We start from the raw sequence: 18,319 nt of genomic DNA on the forward strand, positions 1-18,319 counted from the left end.
GGGCCCAGCGCACAAAGCGCTTGTGCACGGTCTTGTACTTGCCATAGCGGTCGGGAAGGTCGCTCCAGCGCGCTCCGGAACGCAGCACCCACAGCACGCCGTTTACAAAGATACGGTTATCGGCTGCTGTGCGGCCCACATGCTCCTTGCGTCCAGGCAGAATATCCTTGATCCGCTCCCACTGCGCCTCGCTTAACTCGTACCGGCTCGCCATACTTACACTGCAGCAGCTCGACCAACGCACGCAAAGTGTATATGTCGATACAGCCTAGTCCCTAGTCCCCAGTCCCTTTTTCCCGTTGACCTTTCCCCCCAATTCTCCGTCCAACCGCCAGTCACGTTCGTGCATCGGGAAGCAGGCTTTTGGGACCCAGTTTTCCACCGCTCGAACGGGCTAGCTGACTGGTAAAACAGAAAATCGCTTCTGTTTAGCCATCAGCACCCTCGGAAATTAGGCACAACGTACCCTCGGCTTTTACAATGCAGCAGGGACCCTTCCCACCCAGCCTCTGCTAGGGAAAGAACACATACTTGGCGGCGCATGCCTTGAAGAGCACGCCGGGCCAGATGAAGGAATCGCATGAAGTTCAGGAAATTCGGCAAGGCCCTTCTGATGGGCGCACTATCACTCGGTGTCGTCCTCAGCGTTACGTCTTGCGTTCAGAGCTATACCGTTGGCTTTCTTTATGTGACCGGAACACAGACCTCCGGCACCACTGGTCAGGGCATTATCAGTGGCTTCAGAATCGACCACAATACCGGCCTATTGCGGCCTATCAACGGCATGCCCGTCAGCTCGGGAGGCTCTTATCCTGGCCGCGCCGTGCTGCTGCTCGGCAGCCGCTTCCTTTATGTCCTGAATCAGGGCGGCAACGACTGCACCACTAACACCACCGACTCGAATTGCGGCAAGGCCAACATTGTCCAGTTCTCGGTGAGCGGTAACGGTGCCCTCACTCCTCAGCAGACCTTCTTCACGCAAGGCAAGAACCCCTTCCGCCTCATTGCGGACTCCACTGGCGCGCATATCTACGTTCTCGACCACGATGTTCCGGACCCGTCCTCCTGCGCACTGGCGCTGGGTAAGGGAGTCACCTCCTGTGGCGACATCACGGCCTTTAACGTAGACCCGACCACTGGCCGCCTGAGCCTTCTGGTCAATGCACAGGTTACCTCTGCCAGCGGCACGCCACTCTCTTACTTCCCGGTTCCGTCTGACCCGATCGACTTCATTCTCTCGTCGAACTACGTTTTGACGCTCAGCGGCACGCCTAACTGCACTTCCAATTGCAACTACGTCTTTCCGTACGCCTACACGCTCGGCACAGGGCAGTTGACCGTCAGTCAGAACAGCATTCAGCCGCTCAACATCGCCAAAGCTACAGCGATCCAGGCTGGCAGCTCCTATGTCTATGTACTGGACAACGAGCCGCTCACTTATACGCCGAGCAACAGCAACTCGGCTGTGACGGTCCCGGCGCAGATTTTGCCTTACAGTGTAGGCACCGGCGGTGCACTGCAGTCGCAGACTGGCGGCGCAGTGCCTGATGTTCCGGCACAGAGCAACCCGCTGTTCCTGCTCGCCGAGAGCAAGAACAAGTGGATTTACGTTGCTAACGCCGGCGATAACTCCGACGCGACCGTCACTAACACGCAGAGCGGCATTGCCGGTTACGTGATTGACACCAGCTCGCACCAGTTGACCACCATGTCCGGCAGCCCCTTCGGTTCCGGCGCTGGTCCGGCCTGCCTGGTGGAGGATCCGTCGAACCAGTTCATCTACACGGCAAACTTCAACGACTCCTCTGTTACCGGCAAGGTGCTGGATCAGAATGCGGGTACGCTGGCGAACCTGCCCGGCTCGGCGAACAAGACCTACTCGCTGGACGGTCCGGCTGCCTATTGCCTCGTCAACGGGCGCACCAGCTAATAGCCCGGCTGTTCAAGCTTTCCAGTGCGGGTATGGCGCTTCCCTGCCAACCCGCACTGGAATCGGGTTCGGAATCCCGGGAGTATTCGGGTTCTTACAGATTTCCAGTGAGCTCCAGTTATGGCGCCCTTAGCCCTTCCGGAGCTCCTTTCAAAATAAGAAATTGCAGGCCAGCCGTTTGGCCCGCGGATGAAAGATGCGCATGAAGTTGAACAAAACAGGCCAGCTATTTGGCGCGACCGCCCTGAGCCTTGCCGCGGCAGGTCTTCTTTGCTCCTGCGCAACACTTACGCAGGACTTTGTCTTTGTCTCCAGCGCTAAAGCTGCCGGAGCCAACAATTACGGCGAAATGGACGTCTTTGAGGTCAACCGTGAATCTGGCGCAATGCGCCAGATTCCCACCTCGCCCTTCCCTTCCGGCGGCCGTAACCCCGTCGCAGAAGCCGTTTCTACCGACCAGCTAAATCTCTATGTCGTCAACCGTGACGACAACAGCATCGTCCAGTTCATCATTGGTAATGACGGTAAGCTTTATCCGCAGAACACCGTAAACACGCCGGGCATCTTCCCCATTGGCGTCGCCGTTGCCGGCAACAATCTCTTTGTTATTGATACCTATCAGCCGCTGCCCCAGTGCTCCACGCTCTCGCCCTGCACCGGCTCCATTGCCATGTATCCGGTCGAGTCCAGCAAAAACACGGCAAGCAGCACTGCAGACGTAGATGGCACGCTCGGTTCTCCTGCGGTTAACTCCACGCTGAATACCAACTACTGGCCTCTCACACTGCCTTCTGCGCCCAAGGACATCATTCTTCCCGTTGCAGTGACCGCCAACGGCAACTACGCGTATGTGGCTGCCTATGACACGACGTCAGGCCTGGGCTATGTCTTTGCTTTTGCTGTAGAGAACAATACGCTCTCGCCAATCAACAGCGGCATTCCCGTCCGGGCTGGCGTGTACCCCTCCGCGATTACCACGGACCCCACTGGCTCCTACGTCTACGTAACGGATTCCAGCAGCAGCAACATTCAGGGCTTTGCCTCCAACTCCGGCAACCTGACCACTCTGAACGGCAGCCCTTATGTTGCCGGCAACAAGCCTTCCGCCATCGTTGTGGATGCGAGCGGCAAGTATGCCTACGTTGCTAATGCGCAGGACTCGAATATCACGGCATATACCCTTTCGAGCGGCGTGCTGACACGCATTTCCTCTTACACCACGGGAACTCAGCCGGTAGCCATCGGCATCGATCCCTCGTTGAACGAGTATCTGTATACCGCCAACTTTCTGGCAGGCACGGTTTCCGGCTTCCAGATTCAGTCGGATGGTTCGCTGATTAACTCCAAGGGCATCACCTACACCGCGAACGCCAACCCGACTGCAGTAGCAGCCGTTCCGCACCAGAGCGTGTCTAAGCAATAGCGCGCTCTGCAGGGTACAGAAGTAGAAATTCCCCTGACGGGCTTTTACAATCCGTAAGGGACAACTGAAACAGATTTTCCTGAGAAGCGACAAAGGAAGCGCATGAAGTTACGTAAAATGAGCCAGCTTGCACTGGCCTCCGGAATCGGCCTGGCAGTGGCTGCAACCCTCACGGCGTGCCAGCTCGTGACCGTCGATTATGTCTTTCTAGCAGGCTCCGAGGGCATCCAGAGCTTTGCCGTTGACTCTCAATCCGGCGCTCTGCGTTATGCCAACGGCACCGGCACCAAGCCTATCTCCACCGGCGGAAACCCCGTTGCGCTGGCCGTAAGCGGCACCTATGCCGACCTGTACGCCGCCAATTCGGATAACAACACCGTGGTGCATTTCACCATTGCCACCACTGGCGAACTCACCAAGGCTGACTCGATCACCACGAGCGAAGTTCCGGTGTCTCTCGCGGTCTCTCCCGATGGCACGAAGCTCTTCGTCCTGAGCGGAACCGACTCCGCCACGCTGACCGAGTACTCGGTTTCCTCTGGCAAGATCGGCTCTGCGGTTGCGACACAGGCCCTTACGATTCCCAGCTTTGCGGGCGACTCCGTGGTTCCCACGTCCCTCGCCGTGCTGGCCAACGGCTCCGCAGTTTACGCCACCGTCTATGACAAGTCGGCTTACAACCCCGGTGGGAGCACCACCAGCACGGCTAACCCTGGCTGGGTCTTCGGCTTCGGCATTGGCAACGGCGGCGCTCTCTCGGGCACGGCCAACAGCCCCTACCGCGCAGGCGTCAGACCCTCCGCGATTGTGGCGGAACCGGCCAACCGCTTCGTCTACGTCACAGACTTTGCCTCGAACCAGTTGATTGGTTACAGCATCACGTCGGGCACTACGCTGAACTTCCTCATCAGTGGTCCGTACAAGACTGGCAACCAGCCCTCAGCCGTGGCTATCGACCCGCGTGGTAAGTTCCTCTATGTCACCAACGCACTCGATTCCACCATTTCCGCCTTTGCGATTGACCTGACGACCGGCATTCCTTCGGCAGCCATCAACACCACCGGCACCACCAGCAACGGCTCGGACACGCAGCCGAACGCGGTGATTGTGGAACCGGCGGAAGGCCGCTATGTATACAGCGCCAACACGCTCGGCAACTCGGTCTCCGGCTTCCGGCTGAATCCGAATACTGGTGTAATTGCTGCAACACAGGCTACTCCGTATCCTTCACAAAAAGCGCCCACGGCCATCGTTGCCGTGCCACATGGCAACCACTCGCTGCAGGTTGTGGCCGATTAACTCGCAACTCGTTTGCAAGCAAAAAGCCCAGCCGACTGGCTGGGCTTTTTGCTTCTTCTCTTCCCGCAATGCGGGCTCAAATCAAGACGAAATTTAGTCTCCTCCATCCCCTGGTCCCTCAGTCCCTTCGCCTGTTATGGTCAGTAGGGAAACACATGAATCCACCACCAGGAATCCGCACGGCATGCTCAAGCGTTGGCGAACTCGAATACTGCTGTTTCTCGCCGTGCTCGGCCCCGGATTTATTACCGCAAACGTAGATAACGACTCGGGCGGCATCCTTACCTACTCGCAGGCTGGCGCTACCTACGGCTACGGCCTGTTGTGGACTATCCTTCCTATCACTCTTGCGCTCATCGTGGTGCAGGAGATGTGCGCGCGCATGGGCGTGGTTACCGGCAAGGGACTCAGCGACCTTATCCGCGAGGAGTTTGGGCTGCGGCTGACGTTTGTGCTGATGATTCTGCTGGTGATTGTGAACTACACCAACGTAGTCACGGAGTTCATCGGCATTGCAGGGTCGCTGCATCTCTTCCATGTCTCAAAGTTCATTGCCGTGCCGCTCTGTGCCCTGCTCGTCTGGTTCATGGTGACGAAAGGGGATTACAAGAGCACGGAGAAGATATTTCTCGTCGCGTCGGTTGTTTACATTGCCTATATCTTTACGGGGGTGCTCTCGCAGCCTAGCTGGCACGACGCGCTGCTGGCGACCGTGCAGATGCCGCCGGAACGCATCTGGCGCAACAAGGACTACATCTACATGGCCATCGGCATTGTCGGCACGACCATTGCGCCTTGGATGCAGTTCTACCTGCAGTCGTCGGTGGTTGAGAAAGGCATTCGCGTTAAGGATTACCCTGCTTCGCGGCTGGACGTTATCGTGGGCAGCATGTTTACCGACTTTGTAGCGTGGTTCATTATTGTGGCCTGTGCGGCTACACTCTACGTGCATGGCATGGGAGAGATTACTGTAGCTTCCGATGCTGCTGAGGCTATGCGACCGCTGGCTGGGGATTACGCATTTGTGCTCTTTGCCTTTGGGCTCTTCAATGCGTCGGTTTTCTCGGCGTCGATTCTGCCTATCTCTACGGCTTATACCGTTTGCGAGGGGCTTGGGCTTGAGTCCGGCGTCAACAAGACCTTCCGGCAGGCTCCGTTCTTCTATTGGCTCTATACGCTGCTGCTGGCTGGCGGCGCTATTACCGTGCTGCTGCTGCCCGACTCCACGCTGATTAACTTCTCGGTGATGTCGCAGGTACTGAACGGTGTGTTGCTGCCTGTGGTGATTATCCTGATGCTGATGCTCATCAATCGCAAGGATCTGATGGGGGCACACAAGAACTCGCGCCTGTGGAACGTGATTGCGTGGGGAACGAGCATCATTGTTATTGGTATGACGATTGTGATGCTATGGGGATTAATGCCGGGGCACTAGGGCGCGTTGGGATAGCGCGATGTGTGGTGATGTTGGAATTTCTCCGTGGAATTCCTGTGGAGGCTCTTTCCTGAAGTGGTTTCCTTTGTTGAGGTTGTGCAGAAATGCACTAAAAAAGGAGCATGATGCCTTCTATTCTTAATGTTTTGTTGCTTATAAATCTCTCGCTGTGGATACACAACGCTGCAAAAGCATACCTCAGGGGCCTAAAGGCCCCTACTTATTCTTGTTGGCTTGATTGCCGGGGCTAAAGCCCCAGCCTACCTATTCCACGCTTCCAGCTTGTATGTTCGTACGGCATTATGTGTCCGGGCTGTCATTTCGCCGGAAACAGAACGGCCCGAATCCATGGGGATTCGGGCCGTTTTCTCTACTGATTTAAGCTTAGCAAATTCGAGATAATTGAGCGCAAAACTGGAGATGGATTTTGCACAATGGAATCAATGAGTTAGAAAATATTTTCAGTCAAAGGGCTTGACAGAGAGTTTTCCACAGGCAGCCCGTCAGTCCAGAACTACGCTCAATCCGCCATCCACAATCTTGCTTGCGTAGACCGTTGCATGCTCGGAGGGGTTCAGCTTCTCCGTGCCAGTCAGCGGGTCGAAGGACCAGCCGTGCCACGGGCAGACGATGCGGCCCTCTTCGATGGTGCCTTCGGCGAGCGGGCCTTCCTGGTGCGGGCAGACGTTGTTGAGCACGGCAATCTGGCCGTTGATGCGGGCTACGCAGAAATCGCCGCCGCCGGTGATGCACTCACGTAGCTCGCCTTCTTTGGGCAGCTCGCTCTCAGGCAGAATTTGGACCAGTCGGAACATTGTTCTCTCGCAATCTGTTTGGAATTTGCAGACATGTATTCGGATTGCGGCGGGAGTTTCCGGGTTGCCTCGGTGCCGGACAGTATCTGACAAATCCGGTTCGGGTGTATCGAGAAGAAGTCCGAGCCTATATTCAGGGGCCTGAAAGCCCATGCTTCCCCTGAGAAATCAAACTCTGATCGTCAATCTCCGCGGTAGACGCAGCCGCTTGTGCAGGTCTCTTTCACCACGACTTTGCTGAGCAACGGCAGGCCCGGCTTAAGCTTTTGCCAGAGCCAATGGGCCAGATTTTCGCTGGTTGGGTTTTCGAGGCCGGGAATGTCGTTGAGGCAGCGGTGGTCGATTGTGTCCTCAATTGGCTGAAAGGCGGCCTTCAGGTCGGCAAAATCCATTACCCAGCCGAGCTGTGGCTCTACCGGGCCGGCGACGTGAATCTCAATATGAAAGCTGTGCCCGTGCAGGCGTTTGCATTTGTGTCCTTCCGGCACGTTGGGCAGCCAGTGCGCTGCCTCAATCGAAAACTCTTTGAATATTTCCATTACCTGATTCCTACAATTTTGTGCGTCTGCAGGCTGAGCCGCCATTGCGGATGCTCCATGCAGAAGCGGACTGCCGCAGCGGTATTGGCCGCCTGAACCGGGCCGTCCATAGGCTGTAAAAAGAAATGGCGGAAGCTGAGGTCAGCAAACTTTTCCGGCAGCGCCTCCGGCTGCGGGTAAACCAGCTTCAACTCATCGCCTTCCATTTGCACCAGTGTTGTACCGGACTTGGGGCTGACGCAAACCCAATCGATATCTGCCGGGGCTGCCAGGGTTCCGTTGGTCTCGACTGCAATCTCGAAGCCTCTGTCATGCAAAGCGCAGATCAGCGGCTCATCCAACTGCAGCAGAGGCTCGCCGCCGGTGCAGACGACGAGGCGCGTGCCGCCGGAGTCCTTTGCGACCCACTCGCGGTCGATTGCGTCGGCAAGCTCGGCTGGCGTCTCGTATTTTCCGCCATGCGTGCCGTCGATGCCGAAGAAATCCGTGTCGCAGAACTGGCAGATGGCTGTGGCGCGGTCCGACTCGCGGCCGCTCCAGAGGTTGCAGCCGGAGAAGCGGCAGAAGACCGCTGCGCGCCCGGCTTGTGCGCCTTCGCCCTGGAGAGTGAAGAAGATTTCCTTTACGGCGTAGCTCATTTGACGGTCCCGGCTTTCTGGGGCTCGGCGTTGGCGTAGCTCACCGGGTCGGAGATGCCGTTTTCGCGGAAGCCCTTTTGCCGCAGAATGCAGGCGTCGCAGGCTCCGCAGGGGGTTCCGTCGGGTGCGGGGTCATAGCAACTGCAGGTGAGCGAATAGTCCACGCCCAGAGCAAGCCCGGCACGGATAATCTGCGCCTTGGTCAGTTGCATAAGCGGTGCGTGAATCCTGAGCTTCTGGTGGCCTTCCACTCCAGCCTTGGTGGCAAGGTTGGCCATGGCTTCATAGGCCGCGATGTACTCAGGGCGGCAGTCGGGATAGCCGGAGTAATCCAGCGCATTGACGCCGAGGAAGATGTCGCTTGAGCCCAGCACCTCTGCCCATGCCAGCGCGAAGGAGAGAAAAATGGTGTTCCGTGCGGGGACGTAGGTGATAGGGATGCCGTGTTCGATTTCATCCTCTGCGCGGTCTTTTGGCACGGCGATGTCCGCCGTGAGCGCGGAGCCGCCGAAGATGCGAAGGTCGATTTGCGCTACGCGATGCTCCACCGCGCCGAGCGACTGCGCTACGCGCTTTGCCGACTCAAGCTCGACAGAATGCCGCTGTCCATAAGAAAACGAGAGCGCGTAGGGCGCATATCCCTGGCTGCGCGCAATGGCCAGTACGGTCGCGGAGTCCAGCCCGCCGCTGAGCAGGACTACAGCGGGCTTTGGTGCAATTTCGTTCATATATTCATGGTAATTCAATGGGATTTTTGGTGCGCCGCTGGCACTGTGTTTCGGCCCGGGGCGATTATGCAAAGTTTTTGCAGAAAATCTTCATGGTTTTGCAATCTTTGGAGATGGTATTGTAATTTCGCGTCAAAACATCCTTATCAGGAGTTCTCTATGTCGCGTACGTCTTTTCGTCTACTTGCCCTTGCCGCACTGGCCGCGCTTCCCGCAACGCTGGTCAGCGCGCAAGTCGTGCTTGCGCCAGCCACGCCGCAAATCGGTTCCTCCAATCCTGCTTCCGCAGAACCCACTGTTCCCCGCCCCTCTACCAAGCCCTGCACTGTGCAGCTTTTTGCGAACCAGGAGTTTGCCGACTTTAATTTGAAAAGTTTTACGTATACCCCGCCCGCCGCCTGCTCCGGCCCTTGGGCGAAGGTTGTGTTTACCGCGGACTTTACCGTGACTGCCGGAGTTCAATACGACCGCAGCGCCGCGTTTTATCTTGGCAAGGCGAATATCTACTACGGCACGACTTCTGAGCCTACGTCGAACCTTAGCCCTTCGTGGCATGTGGAGCGCGACGTTACTGATTTGTCGCCGATTTTCAAGGCCGCGCAGACGGGTGAGGCTAATCTTGGCAACATCTTCAACTCCACTTATAACGGCGATATCTTTGCGAGTGCGGCGCTGGAGTTTTATCCAGCCAACTTTGTGAATCCTGCACCGGTTACGCCGGACATTGTGGTGCCGGTGAATGGCAGCGGAGGCGATGCGGGAACGCTGAACACGACCAGCGACCGGATTACGCAGACGCTTAATCTGCCGGAGAATGTCTCGAGCGTTTATCTCGACGTGATTGCGCAACCGCAGAGCAGCGATGAGTTTTACTACTTCAACGTGCCGAATGACCAGACCAACAACCTGGTGAGCAATGGCGGCACGGCCTTCCGCGAAACGGAGATTTATATTGACGGCAATCCTGCTGGTGTGGCGCCGGTTTATCCCTTCCTCTTTACCGGCGGCATCGATCCTAACCTGTGGCTTCCGATTACCGGCAACCAGACACACCAGTTCCAGCCGTATCGCGTGAACCTTACGCCGTTTGCGGGACTGCTTTCGGATGGCAAGGCGCATACGGTTTCTGTTGGCGTGTATAACGCGAACTCGTACTTTCTTGCTACGGCCAACCTGCTTGTTTACCAGGACCACCTGAGCAAGAAGGTTACGGGCGGCATTGTTGCGAATACGCTGGCGGCTGCGCCGTCGCCAAAGGTGAAGGAGAACATTCAGTACAACTCCACCACTGGCGAATATACCGGCAGCATTACCAACACCTCTTCGCGCGACTTCCTCATCAAAGGCTTTATCAACACTTCGCATGGCCGCGTGGATACTACCGTTGCGCAGAAGGTCAACTTCACCAACACGCAGGAGTTTGACGTTAATCCCACTACCTACGCACCGGATATTCAGAATGCGAAACAGAACACGACTGTGGATTCGCTGGTGACTACGCAGCAGGGATTTTTCACTTCGACAAGCGCGCAGCACTTTGCGTATCCGCTGACTGTGAACTTTGCTTATGGGTCCACATCGGACGGCGGCGTTTATGAAAATGTCAGCGTGGACCAGCAGTACCAGGCCACTACGACGAATGGCGGGTTTGGCTTTGGCTTCCTGCCTTCTGTCACTTCCACGTTTGAAGAGACCAAGTCGCAGGATGACCAGGCGGTGGATGGCTCGGGGAACTATACCGATGCTTCCAAGGCTTCGCAGACTTATCGGTCGTTTGGTCCCTTTGGGCAGTGCTACGATGTGACGCTTACGGCGGCTAATAATGCGCTGACGAACATTACCAAGGGCTGCGGCAAAAACAAGTAATCGACAACACCTTTGATGGAACAGCGCTCCGTATTGAAGAACGAAATGCGGAGCGCTGTTCTGTTCAATTCTGCAAATGAGTTGGTAATATTCCGACAATGGAGAAAAGCACAGCCGGCGTTCCTGTTTCCGAGCATGCAATCGCGTCGGCTCTGAAGCATCTGTATGACATCGAAGCGGAACAAGTTTGCAGCCTGGCGTTGGGTCATGCCAGTGAAACGTGGACATACCGCGCTATAGCGCAGCAAGACTGCTATTTTGTGAAATTGAAAAAGGTTGTTCCAGAGGCAGGCTTTGCCGTTTCGCAACTGCTGGAAGCATCCAGCTTACCTGTAGTCGCCCCAATCCGCTCAACACGCAGTAATGCGTGGGAAGAGATAGGGCAGTTCTCACTTCTTGTTTTTCCTTTCGTAGATGCAAAACCTTTGATAGGTCTATCCTGCAGGACTCGTCATGGACCAGGCTTGGAGAAATTCTTCGTGCTGTTCATAGGACAAAACTCTCCGATGCGCTTAGAAGCAAGCTTCCCTTTGAAACCTTCACCCCTTGTGGATATGAATTTTTCCAGGAAATAGACTCTTCCCTCCTGAAGCTTGATTCGGCAGAACCCTATCAAGCGAAATTTCGCCGTCTATGGGAAGCCAATCACGGACTATTCCTCGACTTCTTTTCGTTGGTTCAGCAAGCAGGCGCGAGCGCTCAACATTCAGGGCCACAATGTTGCTTATGCCACGGCGACTTTCAAGCAGGAAACATTCTTCAGTCCGCGAACGAAGACTTCTATCTTGTTGATTGGGACTCGCCAGCGTGGGCGCCACCGGAGTTGGATTTAATGTTCGTTGCACCTGATATTCCGCCTGCATTTGAAGCTGGTTATGGAAAAGTGTCCCTCAACAAATCCGTGATGGAATATCTACATTGGAATTGGCTTCTGCAGGAAGCGCTTGATTGTGCAGACCGCATTCTTTTCAGACAGCCCCCCACTGAAAAGCAATGGGCAATGAATATGCTCGAATCACTCGTTACAAAGATGAGGGATATTCTTTCTCTGAAATGAAGAAACGCTCATTTCCTTCTGTGGTGGCAATCTGATAGCGTGGGAGCACCCATGGCGATGCTTCCCGCTTCCGATTCGCAGGCTGTCTCCGTCTCGCATCCACCTGCTGTTTTTGCCGGCTTTTCTAGCTGGCTTATGGATGCTTTTGACTTCTTCCTTGTTACTTTTACGCTGACTGCGATGGCGCATGAGTTCGGCAAGAGCGATGCGCAGATGGCGCTGGTCATTACCATGACCATGCTTTGCAGGCCGATTGGAGGATTTATCTTCGGGCTGCTTGCGGACCGCTATGGGCGCAAGATTCCGCTGATGATTAACATGAGCGCCTATGCGGTGGCGGGCATTCTGACGGGCTTTGCGCCTAGTTACACTTCACTGCTGATTATTCGGGCGGCCTTTGGCATTGTGATGGGCGGGACATGGGGCGTGGGCACTTCACTTGCGATGGAAGGGGCGTCGGCGAAGCATCGTGGCCTGTTGTCCGGTTTGTTGCAGGAGGGGTATGCGGCAGGCAATGTGCTGGCGGCGGTGCTGTTCTTCTTCTTTCATGGGCTGGGATGGCGGATGCTCTTTATCCTTACGAGCCTGCCTGCAATTCCGCTGGTTTTCTTTATCCATTTCAAGGTGCGCGAGTCTGCCGTGTGGCAGCGTACGGCCTCGGTGCGGGTGCCGTGGGGTGAGCAGTTTCGCGAGATTACGCGGCACTGGAAGCTGTTTGCTTACCTGCTCGTTTTTATGACGATGATGATGTTCTCCAGTCACGGCACGCAGGATATGTATCCCACGTTTCTGCAGCGGGACTGGCATCTTGCGTCGCCGCAGCGGGCGGCGATTACTGCTATCTCCGGCGTTGGCGCGATTCTGGGCGGCATTGTTATGGGGGCTTACTCCGACCGCAAGGGGCGGCGGCGGGCTATCATCACGGCATTTGTGCTGGGTGTGCTGGTGATTCCGCTGTGGGCTTATGCGCCGAACCAAGCTCTGCTTGTTATTGGGGCGTTCCTGATTCAGTTCATGGTGCAGGGGGCGTGGGGTGTGATTCCGGCACATCTTGCGGAGCTATCGCCTAACTCTGTACGCGCGCTGTTGCCGGGGTTTGCTTATCAGCTTGGCGGGGTGATAGCCAGCTCCGTTGTTTATATTGAAGCGCTCTATGCGAGCCATACGAGCTATGCAACGGCGATGGCGTTGACGGCGGTTACGGTTTTTGTGCTGGCGTCAGTGATGGCGCTGCTTGGTAAGGAAAAACACGGCGAACAGTTTGGAAGTTAGGCGACAGGCTGTGGCGAATAGCGCTGTTATGGTGCTGAGAGCAAAGTTATAAAAGCATGCCTCAGGGCCTAAAGGCCCACTCATTCGACTGAGCCTATTGCCAGGGCTGAAGCCCCGGCCTACCTTTTGCGCATCCGAGCTGTAATTGCGGCAAATGAGTCAGTGCTGCGCAAATTACCGTGACCTGTTCCCTGTTTACTTCAGGAAGTAATATGGGTCGGGATACTTCACGGAATACTCGGCTATGGGCTTGCCCTGCAGATCGCTCCACTGATCGCCTACGTTGAGCACGATGCGATAGCCTTCGGCGCGGATGCGGCTGCGGGCGGCTGACTTGTATGCGACGGCGGTTGTGCCTTCGTCATTCTTCTGGCGCAGGACAAGTTCCTGCCAGTTGTCGAAGCCTGCCGCACGCAGGTTCTGCTCGGTGGATGCGCGCTGGCTCTCTTTGCGGCCAGTGATGAAAAACATGTGTACGCCTAACTGCTGCGCAGCTTTGTAGAGGCGCAGGGTTCCGGGGATGGCTGGGGCCTTTGCGGAATCTACCCATGCGTTGAACTTTGCATCGTCATAGGCAAAATCCACGCTGGACATCTCTTGATAGTTTGAGAGTGTTGTCTCGTCGATATCTAGCACGAGCGCCAGCTTGTCTGCGGCTTTTGCGTGCTTTACGCGGCGGTTCAGAAATGCTATTGCGCGATTGGCCTGCAGGTCGAGGTCGCGCTGATAGCAGACACTGGATGAAGTGCAATCGTGGTAGCTTTTCAGCTCGGCTTTAAATTTATCGAGGTTGCGGATGCGCTCGCCGGGGGCGACCGGGCTGACCTGCTGTGCAACGGAGACACTTGCAAAAAGAAGCAGCGTGAAAAGCATTTTCATGGCGCTTAGTCTACCGCAAGGATTGCTTAGAGCGTGGCCTGGCACGCGGTAGACTCGGGTTATGATCCAGGTTCAACGCTCCATTCCCGTAGATAAACTCAAGCTGCTTGTTTTCGACCTTGACGGAACGCTCATCGACTCGGCACGCGACCTTGTTAACAGCGTTAACGCCGCGCTCGACCACATGGGCCGCCCGCATCTCACCGACGAGATTATCTCCGGCTTTGTGGGCAACGGCGCGACCATGCTTGTGCGCCGTTCGCTTGCCGCGGAAGAAAATATTCCGCCGGACGAGGTGCACGACGATGAGATTGCCCGCGCCTATGCTTTTTTTATCGAGCACTATCATGAGCACAACCTGGATAACACCTATGCCTACTCCGGCGTGCTGGAAGCGCTGAAGGCGTTGAGCACGCGCTTCCGCATGGCCGTGCTGACAAACAAGCCCATCCGTCCGGCGCTGCATATCTGCGAGGGGCTGGGCCTGTCGCCTTACTTCACCACTATCTATGGCTGCGACAGTTTTTCGCTTAAAAAACCGGACCCGATGGGCCTGAATGCGCTGATTGCCGAGGCCGGGGTGACCGCAAACGAAACACTGATGGTGGGCGACAGCAAGGTGGATGTTCTGACGGCCCGCAACGCCGGAGCGTGGAGCCTGGGATGCGAATTTGGCTTCGGTCCGCAGAATTTGCACGAAGAGATGCCGGATATCCTGGTGGACTCCGCGAGCGACTGGACGGCGGCTCTCGATCCTGTAAAAATAAAGTAGCAATCAGGCGCGATTGGAATTCTGAATCTTAGCGGCGGCAAGCTGCGTCAGATATCCAATAGATACGCCAAAGGCGATTCCCTCATAGATGGGGAACCCAGTTGTTTTTTTATATTTGTTCGGGCAGCATCAGCAAGTGACCAATCCCCTACGGGAAGTAAACCTTTCCAGAATTGTGGAAGGGGACGACCGTTTGTTGTCTGGAGTCTTTTGATGAATCACTCTTTTGCGCTTGTTTTTTGCCTGGCTGCGCCTGCTGCGTTTGCAGCGGCACCTTATAAGCCGGCTAATTCCCTGCCCACCAGTTCTTCCGCTTCGGCTGCTCCAGCCCCTATTACAGGCGTTGTGGCGGACCCTACTGGCGCGATTGTGCCCAATGCGCAGATTGACCTGGTGGACGCCAACGGCGCGGTGGCCGGCACGTTCCATTCAGGCGGCGACGGCTCTTTCCAGGTGCAGCCTCCGCGCACTGGGAACTATACGCTTGTCATCTCTGAACCCGGCTTCGACACTACCAAGGTTCCGGTTGTTGTCAGCGCTCCACTTGCCGCCTCAAACCCGGTAGCCACGCCCTTTGCGGCTGCTCCGCTGCATGTTGTGCTGTCGATTGCCACGCTTTCCACCAACGTCCACGTCAGCGCGGAAAGCAACCAGGACCTTACTGCTTCAGAGGACAACCACGACACCAGCAAGCTAACCTCCAGCGACCTGAAGCAGTTGCCCATCTTCGACAACGACTACTCCAGCGCCATGGGCGCTTTTATGGACTCCAGCGCTACCATGACCGGCGGCGCGGGGCTCATTGTAGACGGCGTGGAGAGTGGCCGTGCAACCGTTTCGGCCTCCGCTGTGCAGGAAGTGCGTATTAACCAGGAGCCCTACTCCGCGCAATACTACTGGCCGGGCCGTGGGCAGATGGAAATCATCACCAAGTCTGCCGCCGACCACTATCACGGCCAGTTCAACTTCTACTTCCGCGACAACTCCATGAACGCGCAGAACGCGCTGGCTCCCAGCAAGCCCTTTGACCAGCGGCGCACGTACGAAGGCCATCTCACCGGCCCTGCGTTCTTCTGGAAAAACTCCAGCTTTCTTGGCTCTTTCAACCGCGCCGAAGAAGATTCCAATGCCGTGATTGACGCGACCGTTGCGCCGACGCCGGAAAACCCCAGCGGTATTTTGCAGGAGAATGCGCCGTCCCCGAATCGCGACTCAGAGTTCAGCATTCGCCTTGCGCATAAGTTCAGCGATACCGAATCTGCCTACGCGCAGTACAGCTACCAGGAGCAGACGTCGAAGAACTCCGGTATTGGCGGACAGACTCTCCCTGACGCGGGCTGGAACAGCGAAACGCACGAGGACGACTTCACCATCCACGTGGATTCGACACTTTCGCCTACCATGATTAACCAGTTCTCCGTGGTCGGCGAGCACTCGCAGAACGGTAATGTGAATACCGCTGAAGCGCCGCGCATCAACGTCAACGGCTACTACACCAGCGGCTCGGGGCAGAACGACGACTTCTTTACCACCTACAACTTCCGTCTCTTTGACATGGCGACCTGGACCCACGGCCATCACTTCATCAAGATGGGTATTGGCGTTCCAAACTTTGCGCGCAAGTCAATGGACGACAACACCAATGCGCTTGGCACCTACAGCTTTGCGCCTACGCTGGACGCCAACGGCAATGTTGTTGACACAGCCCTGGACAACTTCACCAACAATCGCCCTTCCGGCTACTCCTCTGGCTACGGCGACACGCACTTCATCTTCCACCTGCAGGAGATGGGGGCCTTTATCCAGGACCAGATCAAGGTTACGGACAGCTTCTCCATTACGCCGGGCATTCGCTACGACTGGCAGAACTTCCTTGCTGAAAAGCGGCTTGGCTTCTCGCCACGTGTCTCGTTTGCTTACGTGCTCGACCAGGATTCGCGGATGGTGCTGCGCGGCGGCGGCGGCATCTACTATGACCGCTTCGGCTCCAGCCCGATTCTTGACCTTGCTCGCTATGAAGGCGACAAGCCGCGCCGGCGCACGGTCAGCCTCTCGCTCAATCCTGCCGACCAGGCAAACGAAGGCTGCTACCCCATCTCGAACTGCTACGACATCACCACGCTGCCGGTAAACCGCGTTGAGCTGGCCGAGAACGCGCGCCTTCCCTACCAGACGCAGTATGGCTTGTCACTGGAACGCGGCGTTGGCGAAAAGGCTACCGTCACTGTCAGCGCCTATGCGGTGCGTGAAATTGGCGTCTTCCGCTCCGTGGATGTCAACGCGCCTACGCCGGAGTCGAACTACACCGAGCGCCCTGACGCTGACTACCTGCGCATCCGCCAGATGCAGCCCGCAGGCTTCATGGAAGGCGACGGCATGGATATCTCCTACGAAGGCCGCTTTAACAAGTGGTTCTCCGGCTGGGGACGCTACACCTGGTCGCACTTCGCATCTAACGCGGGCGGCATCGGCTGGTTCCCACAGAACCAGTACGACCCCAGCGATGAGTGGGCCAACACTGGCTGGGACCGCCGCAACCGCCTCGGGTTCTACGGCGTCTTTAATCCCAAGAGCGTCTTCAATCTCTCGGGCGGCATCTTTGCCAACTCCGGCTCGCCGTGGACTATCTCTACCGGCACCGACCCCTATGGCGACGATCTGTTCAATGCTCGGCCCGATGGCATAGCGCCGTACACCGAAAGCCTGCCGCCATATGTGGATATGGACCTGCGCTGGGGGCACGACTTCGCCATTACAGCCAACAAGGACGACGAAGCGCCGCACGTTGGCTTCTCCGCTTCGGCCTTCAATGTGCTCAATCATCCCAACGTCAGCGGCGTGGATACCACGGAGTACACGCCCGGTTTTGGCGAGGCTACTTCGGTCAACGCGCCACGGCGTATCCAGCTTGGCATGCGGCTGGAGTTCTAAAAAGCTGGGACAAGGGAAGAGGGACAAAAAAACACGGCCCGCTCGAATCACTTTCGAGCGGGCCATGTTTTTCGGAGGTGTGCATCCTAAAGCATTACGAAAGCGCATCGCAGCCTTGTTCCTCGTCCCTCGGAACTTTTTCTTTCCTGCCAGCGTATACTCCTGCACAAAGGGGAGACCTATGCGCCTACGCCTGCTCAGCCTCTGCCTGCTTGCCGTTACGCTGTTTGCCGCAGCACCTATGGCCCATGCCGACGATAACAACTCCGTGCAGTTTTTTACCAGCATGCACGTTGAGCCCGGTAGAACGGTGGAGAATGCCGTCTGCTTCTTCTGCTCCGTTGAAGCTGAGGGAGAAGTCAATGGCAACCTGGTGATTTTCTTCGGCAATGCGCGAATCGGGTCAACCGTTCATGAGAATGTGGTGAGCTTTTTCAGCGATGTGACGGCACTTCCGAATGCTTCCATTGAACAGAATTCGGTGAACATCTTCAGCGCGCTGCACCTGCGCAATAACGTTCACGTCGGCCAGAATGTCGTAGCCATGTTTGCTTCAACGGATATCGACCACTCTGCCGCCGTAGGCGGCAACCGCGTGCTGTTTCCCTTCTGGCTGTTTGGGATTCCGGCGCTGCTTATCGGCTTTGTAATTTATGCCATTGTGAATGGCATCCGGGAGCATCGCTACCGGGCGCACATGGCGAGCTATCCGTATCCGCCGCGGGTGTGAGGCAG

At 56.5% G+C, this 18,319-nt stretch carries 17 protein-coding genes and 1 pseudogene; 12 read left to right on the forward strand and 6 right to left on the reverse strand.

The features are described from left to right. Positions 1-214, reverse strand: a 214-nt coding sequence (locus AC5S3R_RS17250) for a transposase (RefSeq protein WP_494268401.1), incomplete at its 3' end; no start/stop codon positions are given. A gap of 366 nt (positions 215-580) precedes the next feature. Here AC5S3R_RS17250 and AC5S3R_RS17255 point away from each other — a divergent pair. The 4 genes from AC5S3R_RS17255 (at position 581) to AC5S3R_RS17270 (ending at position 6,087) form a co-directional block, all read left to right on the forward strand. Beyond that, positions 581-1,930 (forward strand): beta-propeller fold lactonase family protein, encoded by a 1,350-nt coding sequence (locus AC5S3R_RS17255; RefSeq protein WP_494268402.1) that lies wholly within the window; start codon positions 581-583, stop codon positions 1,928-1,930. 202 nt (positions 1,931-2,132) lie between these two features. Continuing rightward, on the forward strand, positions 2,133-3,353 hold the full coding sequence (locus tag AC5S3R_RS17260) for a lactonase family protein (protein ID WP_494268403.1): 1,221 nt from the start codon (positions 2,133-2,135) through the stop codon (positions 3,351-3,353). Positions 3,354-3,455: 102 nt separating this feature from the next. Then, a complete protein-coding gene (locus AC5S3R_RS17265) occupies positions 3,456-4,652 on the forward strand; it encodes a lactonase family protein (protein ID WP_494268404.1) in 1,197 nt (398 codons plus the stop codon). A 184-nt stretch (positions 4,653-4,836) separates the two neighbouring features. Then, positions 4,837-6,087: an Nramp family divalent metal transporter gene (locus AC5S3R_RS17270; RefSeq protein ID WP_494268405.1), complete on the forward strand. Its 1,251-nt coding sequence runs from the start codon at positions 4,837-4,839 to the stop codon at positions 6,085-6,087. A 503-nt stretch (positions 6,088-6,590) separates the two neighbouring features. Here the strand turns inward: AC5S3R_RS17270 and AC5S3R_RS17275 are convergent. The 4 genes from AC5S3R_RS17275 to queC form a co-directional block, all read right to left on the reverse strand. Beyond that, complete coding sequence (locus tag AC5S3R_RS17275; RefSeq protein ID WP_494268406.1) at positions 6,591-6,902, reverse strand: Rieske (2Fe-2S) protein; 312 nt, start codon at positions 6,900-6,902, stop codon at positions 6,591-6,593. A gap of 182 nt (positions 6,903-7,084) precedes the next feature. Then, positions 7,085-7,441, reverse strand: coding sequence for a 6-carboxytetrahydropterin synthase QueD (queD, locus tag AC5S3R_RS17280; protein WP_494268407.1), 357 nt, complete (start codon positions 7,439-7,441; stop codon positions 7,085-7,087). Then, positions 7,441-8,079, reverse strand: coding sequence for a 7-carboxy-7-deazaguanine synthase (queE, locus tag AC5S3R_RS17285; RefSeq protein ID WP_494268408.1), 639 nt, complete (start codon positions 8,077-8,079; stop codon positions 7,441-7,443). Before queE ends, queD begins: the two co-directional genes overlap by 1 nt. Beyond that, on the reverse strand, positions 8,076-8,807 hold the full coding sequence (gene queC / locus AC5S3R_RS17290) for a 7-cyano-7-deazaguanine synthase QueC (RefSeq protein ID WP_494268409.1): 732 nt from the start codon (positions 8,805-8,807) through the stop codon (positions 8,076-8,078). Before queC ends, queE begins: the two co-directional genes overlap by 4 nt. Before the next feature lie 159 nt (positions 8,808-8,966). Here queC and AC5S3R_RS17295 point away from each other — a divergent pair, with 159 nt between their 5' ends. The 5 genes and pseudogenes from AC5S3R_RS17295 (at position 8,967) to AC5S3R_RS17315 (ending at position 13,002) form a co-directional block, all read left to right on the forward strand. After that, a complete protein-coding gene (locus tag AC5S3R_RS17295) occupies positions 8,967-10,673 on the forward strand; it encodes a peptide-N4-asparagine amidase (protein WP_494268410.1) in 1,707 nt (568 codons plus the stop codon). Between the two features lie 98 nt (positions 10,674-10,771). Further along, positions 10,772-11,248, forward strand: a complete 477-nt coding sequence (locus tag AC5S3R_RS17300) for a hypothetical protein (RefSeq protein ID WP_494268462.1) — start codon at positions 10,772-10,774, stop codon at positions 11,246-11,248. Further along, positions 11,146-11,481: pseudogene (locus AC5S3R_RS17305) on the forward strand (phosphotransferase family protein); the annotation flags it as partial. The gene AC5S3R_RS17300 and the pseudogene AC5S3R_RS17305, both read left to right, overlap by 103 nt. Before the next feature lie 24 nt (positions 11,482-11,505). Then, positions 11,506-11,730 carry a hypothetical protein gene (locus tag AC5S3R_RS17310; protein WP_494268463.1) on the forward strand — a complete coding sequence of 75 codons (225 nt, stop codon included), beginning with the start codon at positions 11,506-11,508 and terminating at the stop codon, positions 11,728-11,730. 51 nt (positions 11,731-11,781) lie between these two features. After that, positions 11,782-13,002 carry an MFS transporter gene (locus tag AC5S3R_RS17315; RefSeq protein ID WP_494268411.1) on the forward strand — a complete coding sequence of 407 codons (1,221 nt, stop codon included), beginning with the start codon at positions 11,782-11,784 and terminating at the stop codon, positions 13,000-13,002. A 195-nt stretch (positions 13,003-13,197) separates the two neighbouring features. On the opposite strand, the gene AC5S3R_RS17320 is transcribed toward AC5S3R_RS17315, so the two are convergent. Then, positions 13,198-13,881, reverse strand: coding sequence for an HAD family acid phosphatase (locus AC5S3R_RS17320; protein ID WP_494268412.1), 684 nt, complete (start codon positions 13,879-13,881; stop codon positions 13,198-13,200). A 61-nt stretch (positions 13,882-13,942) separates the two neighbouring features. Here AC5S3R_RS17320 and AC5S3R_RS17325 point away from each other — a divergent pair, with 61 nt between their 5' ends. The 3 genes from AC5S3R_RS17325 (at position 13,943) to AC5S3R_RS17335 (ending at position 18,314) form a co-directional block, all read left to right on the forward strand. After that, complete coding sequence (locus AC5S3R_RS17325; protein ID WP_494268413.1) at positions 13,943-14,653, forward strand: HAD-IA family hydrolase; 711 nt, start codon at positions 13,943-13,945, stop codon at positions 14,651-14,653. Between the two features lie 213 nt (positions 14,654-14,866). After that, positions 14,867-17,584 (forward strand): TonB-dependent receptor, encoded by a 2,718-nt coding sequence (locus AC5S3R_RS17330; protein WP_494268414.1) that lies wholly within the window; start codon positions 14,867-14,869, stop codon positions 17,582-17,584. A gap of 181 nt (positions 17,585-17,765) precedes the next feature. Beyond that, positions 17,766-18,314 carry a hypothetical protein gene (locus AC5S3R_RS17335; RefSeq protein WP_494268415.1) on the forward strand — a complete coding sequence of 183 codons (549 nt, stop codon included), beginning with the start codon at positions 17,766-17,768 and terminating at the stop codon, positions 18,312-18,314. Positions 18,315-18,319: the final 5 nt, after the last annotated feature.

The organism is Occallatibacter sp. FHG110214_02, assembly GCF_059115385.1.

Coding starts and splice junctions, on each gene's coding strand:
- AC5S3R_RS17255 (WP_494268402.1), top strand. CDS start 581: ATGAAGTTCAGGAAATTCGGCAAGGCCCTTCTGATGGGCGCACTATCA.
- AC5S3R_RS17260 (WP_494268403.1), top strand. CDS start 2,133: ATGAAGTTGAACAAAACAGGCCAGCTATTTGGCGCGACCGCCCTGAGC.
- AC5S3R_RS17265 (WP_494268404.1), top strand. CDS start 3,456: ATGAAGTTACGTAAAATGAGCCAGCTTGCACTGGCCTCCGGAATCGGC.
- AC5S3R_RS17270 (WP_494268405.1), top strand. CDS start 4,837: ATGCTCAAGCGTTGGCGAACTCGAATACTGCTGTTTCTCGCCGTGCTC.
- AC5S3R_RS17275 (WP_494268406.1), bottom strand. CDS start 6,902: ATGTTCCGACTGGTCCAAATTCTGCCTGAGAGCGAGCTGCCCAAAGAA.
- queD (WP_494268407.1), bottom strand. CDS start 7,441: ATGGAAATATTCAAAGAGTTTTCGATTGAGGCAGCGCACTGGCTGCCC.
- queE (WP_494268408.1), bottom strand. CDS start 8,079: ATGAGCTACGCCGTAAAGGAAATCTTCTTCACTCTCCAGGGCGAAGGC.
- queC (WP_494268409.1), bottom strand. CDS start 8,807: ATGAACGAAATTGCACCAAAGCCCGCTGTAGTCCTGCTCAGCGGCGGG.
- AC5S3R_RS17295 (WP_494268410.1), top strand. CDS start 8,967: ATGTCGCGTACGTCTTTTCGTCTACTTGCCCTTGCCGCACTGGCCGCG.
- AC5S3R_RS17300 (WP_494268462.1), top strand. CDS start 10,772: ATGGAGAAAAGCACAGCCGGCGTTCCTGTTTCCGAGCATGCAATCGCG.
- AC5S3R_RS17310 (WP_494268463.1), top strand. CDS start 11,506: ATGTTCGTTGCACCTGATATTCCGCCTGCATTTGAAGCTGGTTATGGA.
- AC5S3R_RS17315 (WP_494268411.1), top strand. CDS start 11,782: ATGGCGATGCTTCCCGCTTCCGATTCGCAGGCTGTCTCCGTCTCGCAT.
- AC5S3R_RS17320 (WP_494268412.1), bottom strand. CDS start 13,881: ATGAAAATGCTTTTCACGCTGCTTCTTTTTGCAAGTGTCTCCGTTGCA.
- AC5S3R_RS17325 (WP_494268413.1), top strand. CDS start 13,943: ATGATCCAGGTTCAACGCTCCATTCCCGTAGATAAACTCAAGCTGCTT.
- AC5S3R_RS17330 (WP_494268414.1), top strand. CDS start 14,867: ATGAATCACTCTTTTGCGCTTGTTTTTTGCCTGGCTGCGCCTGCTGCG.
- AC5S3R_RS17335 (WP_494268415.1), top strand. CDS start 17,766: ATGCGCCTACGCCTGCTCAGCCTCTGCCTGCTTGCCGTTACGCTGTTT.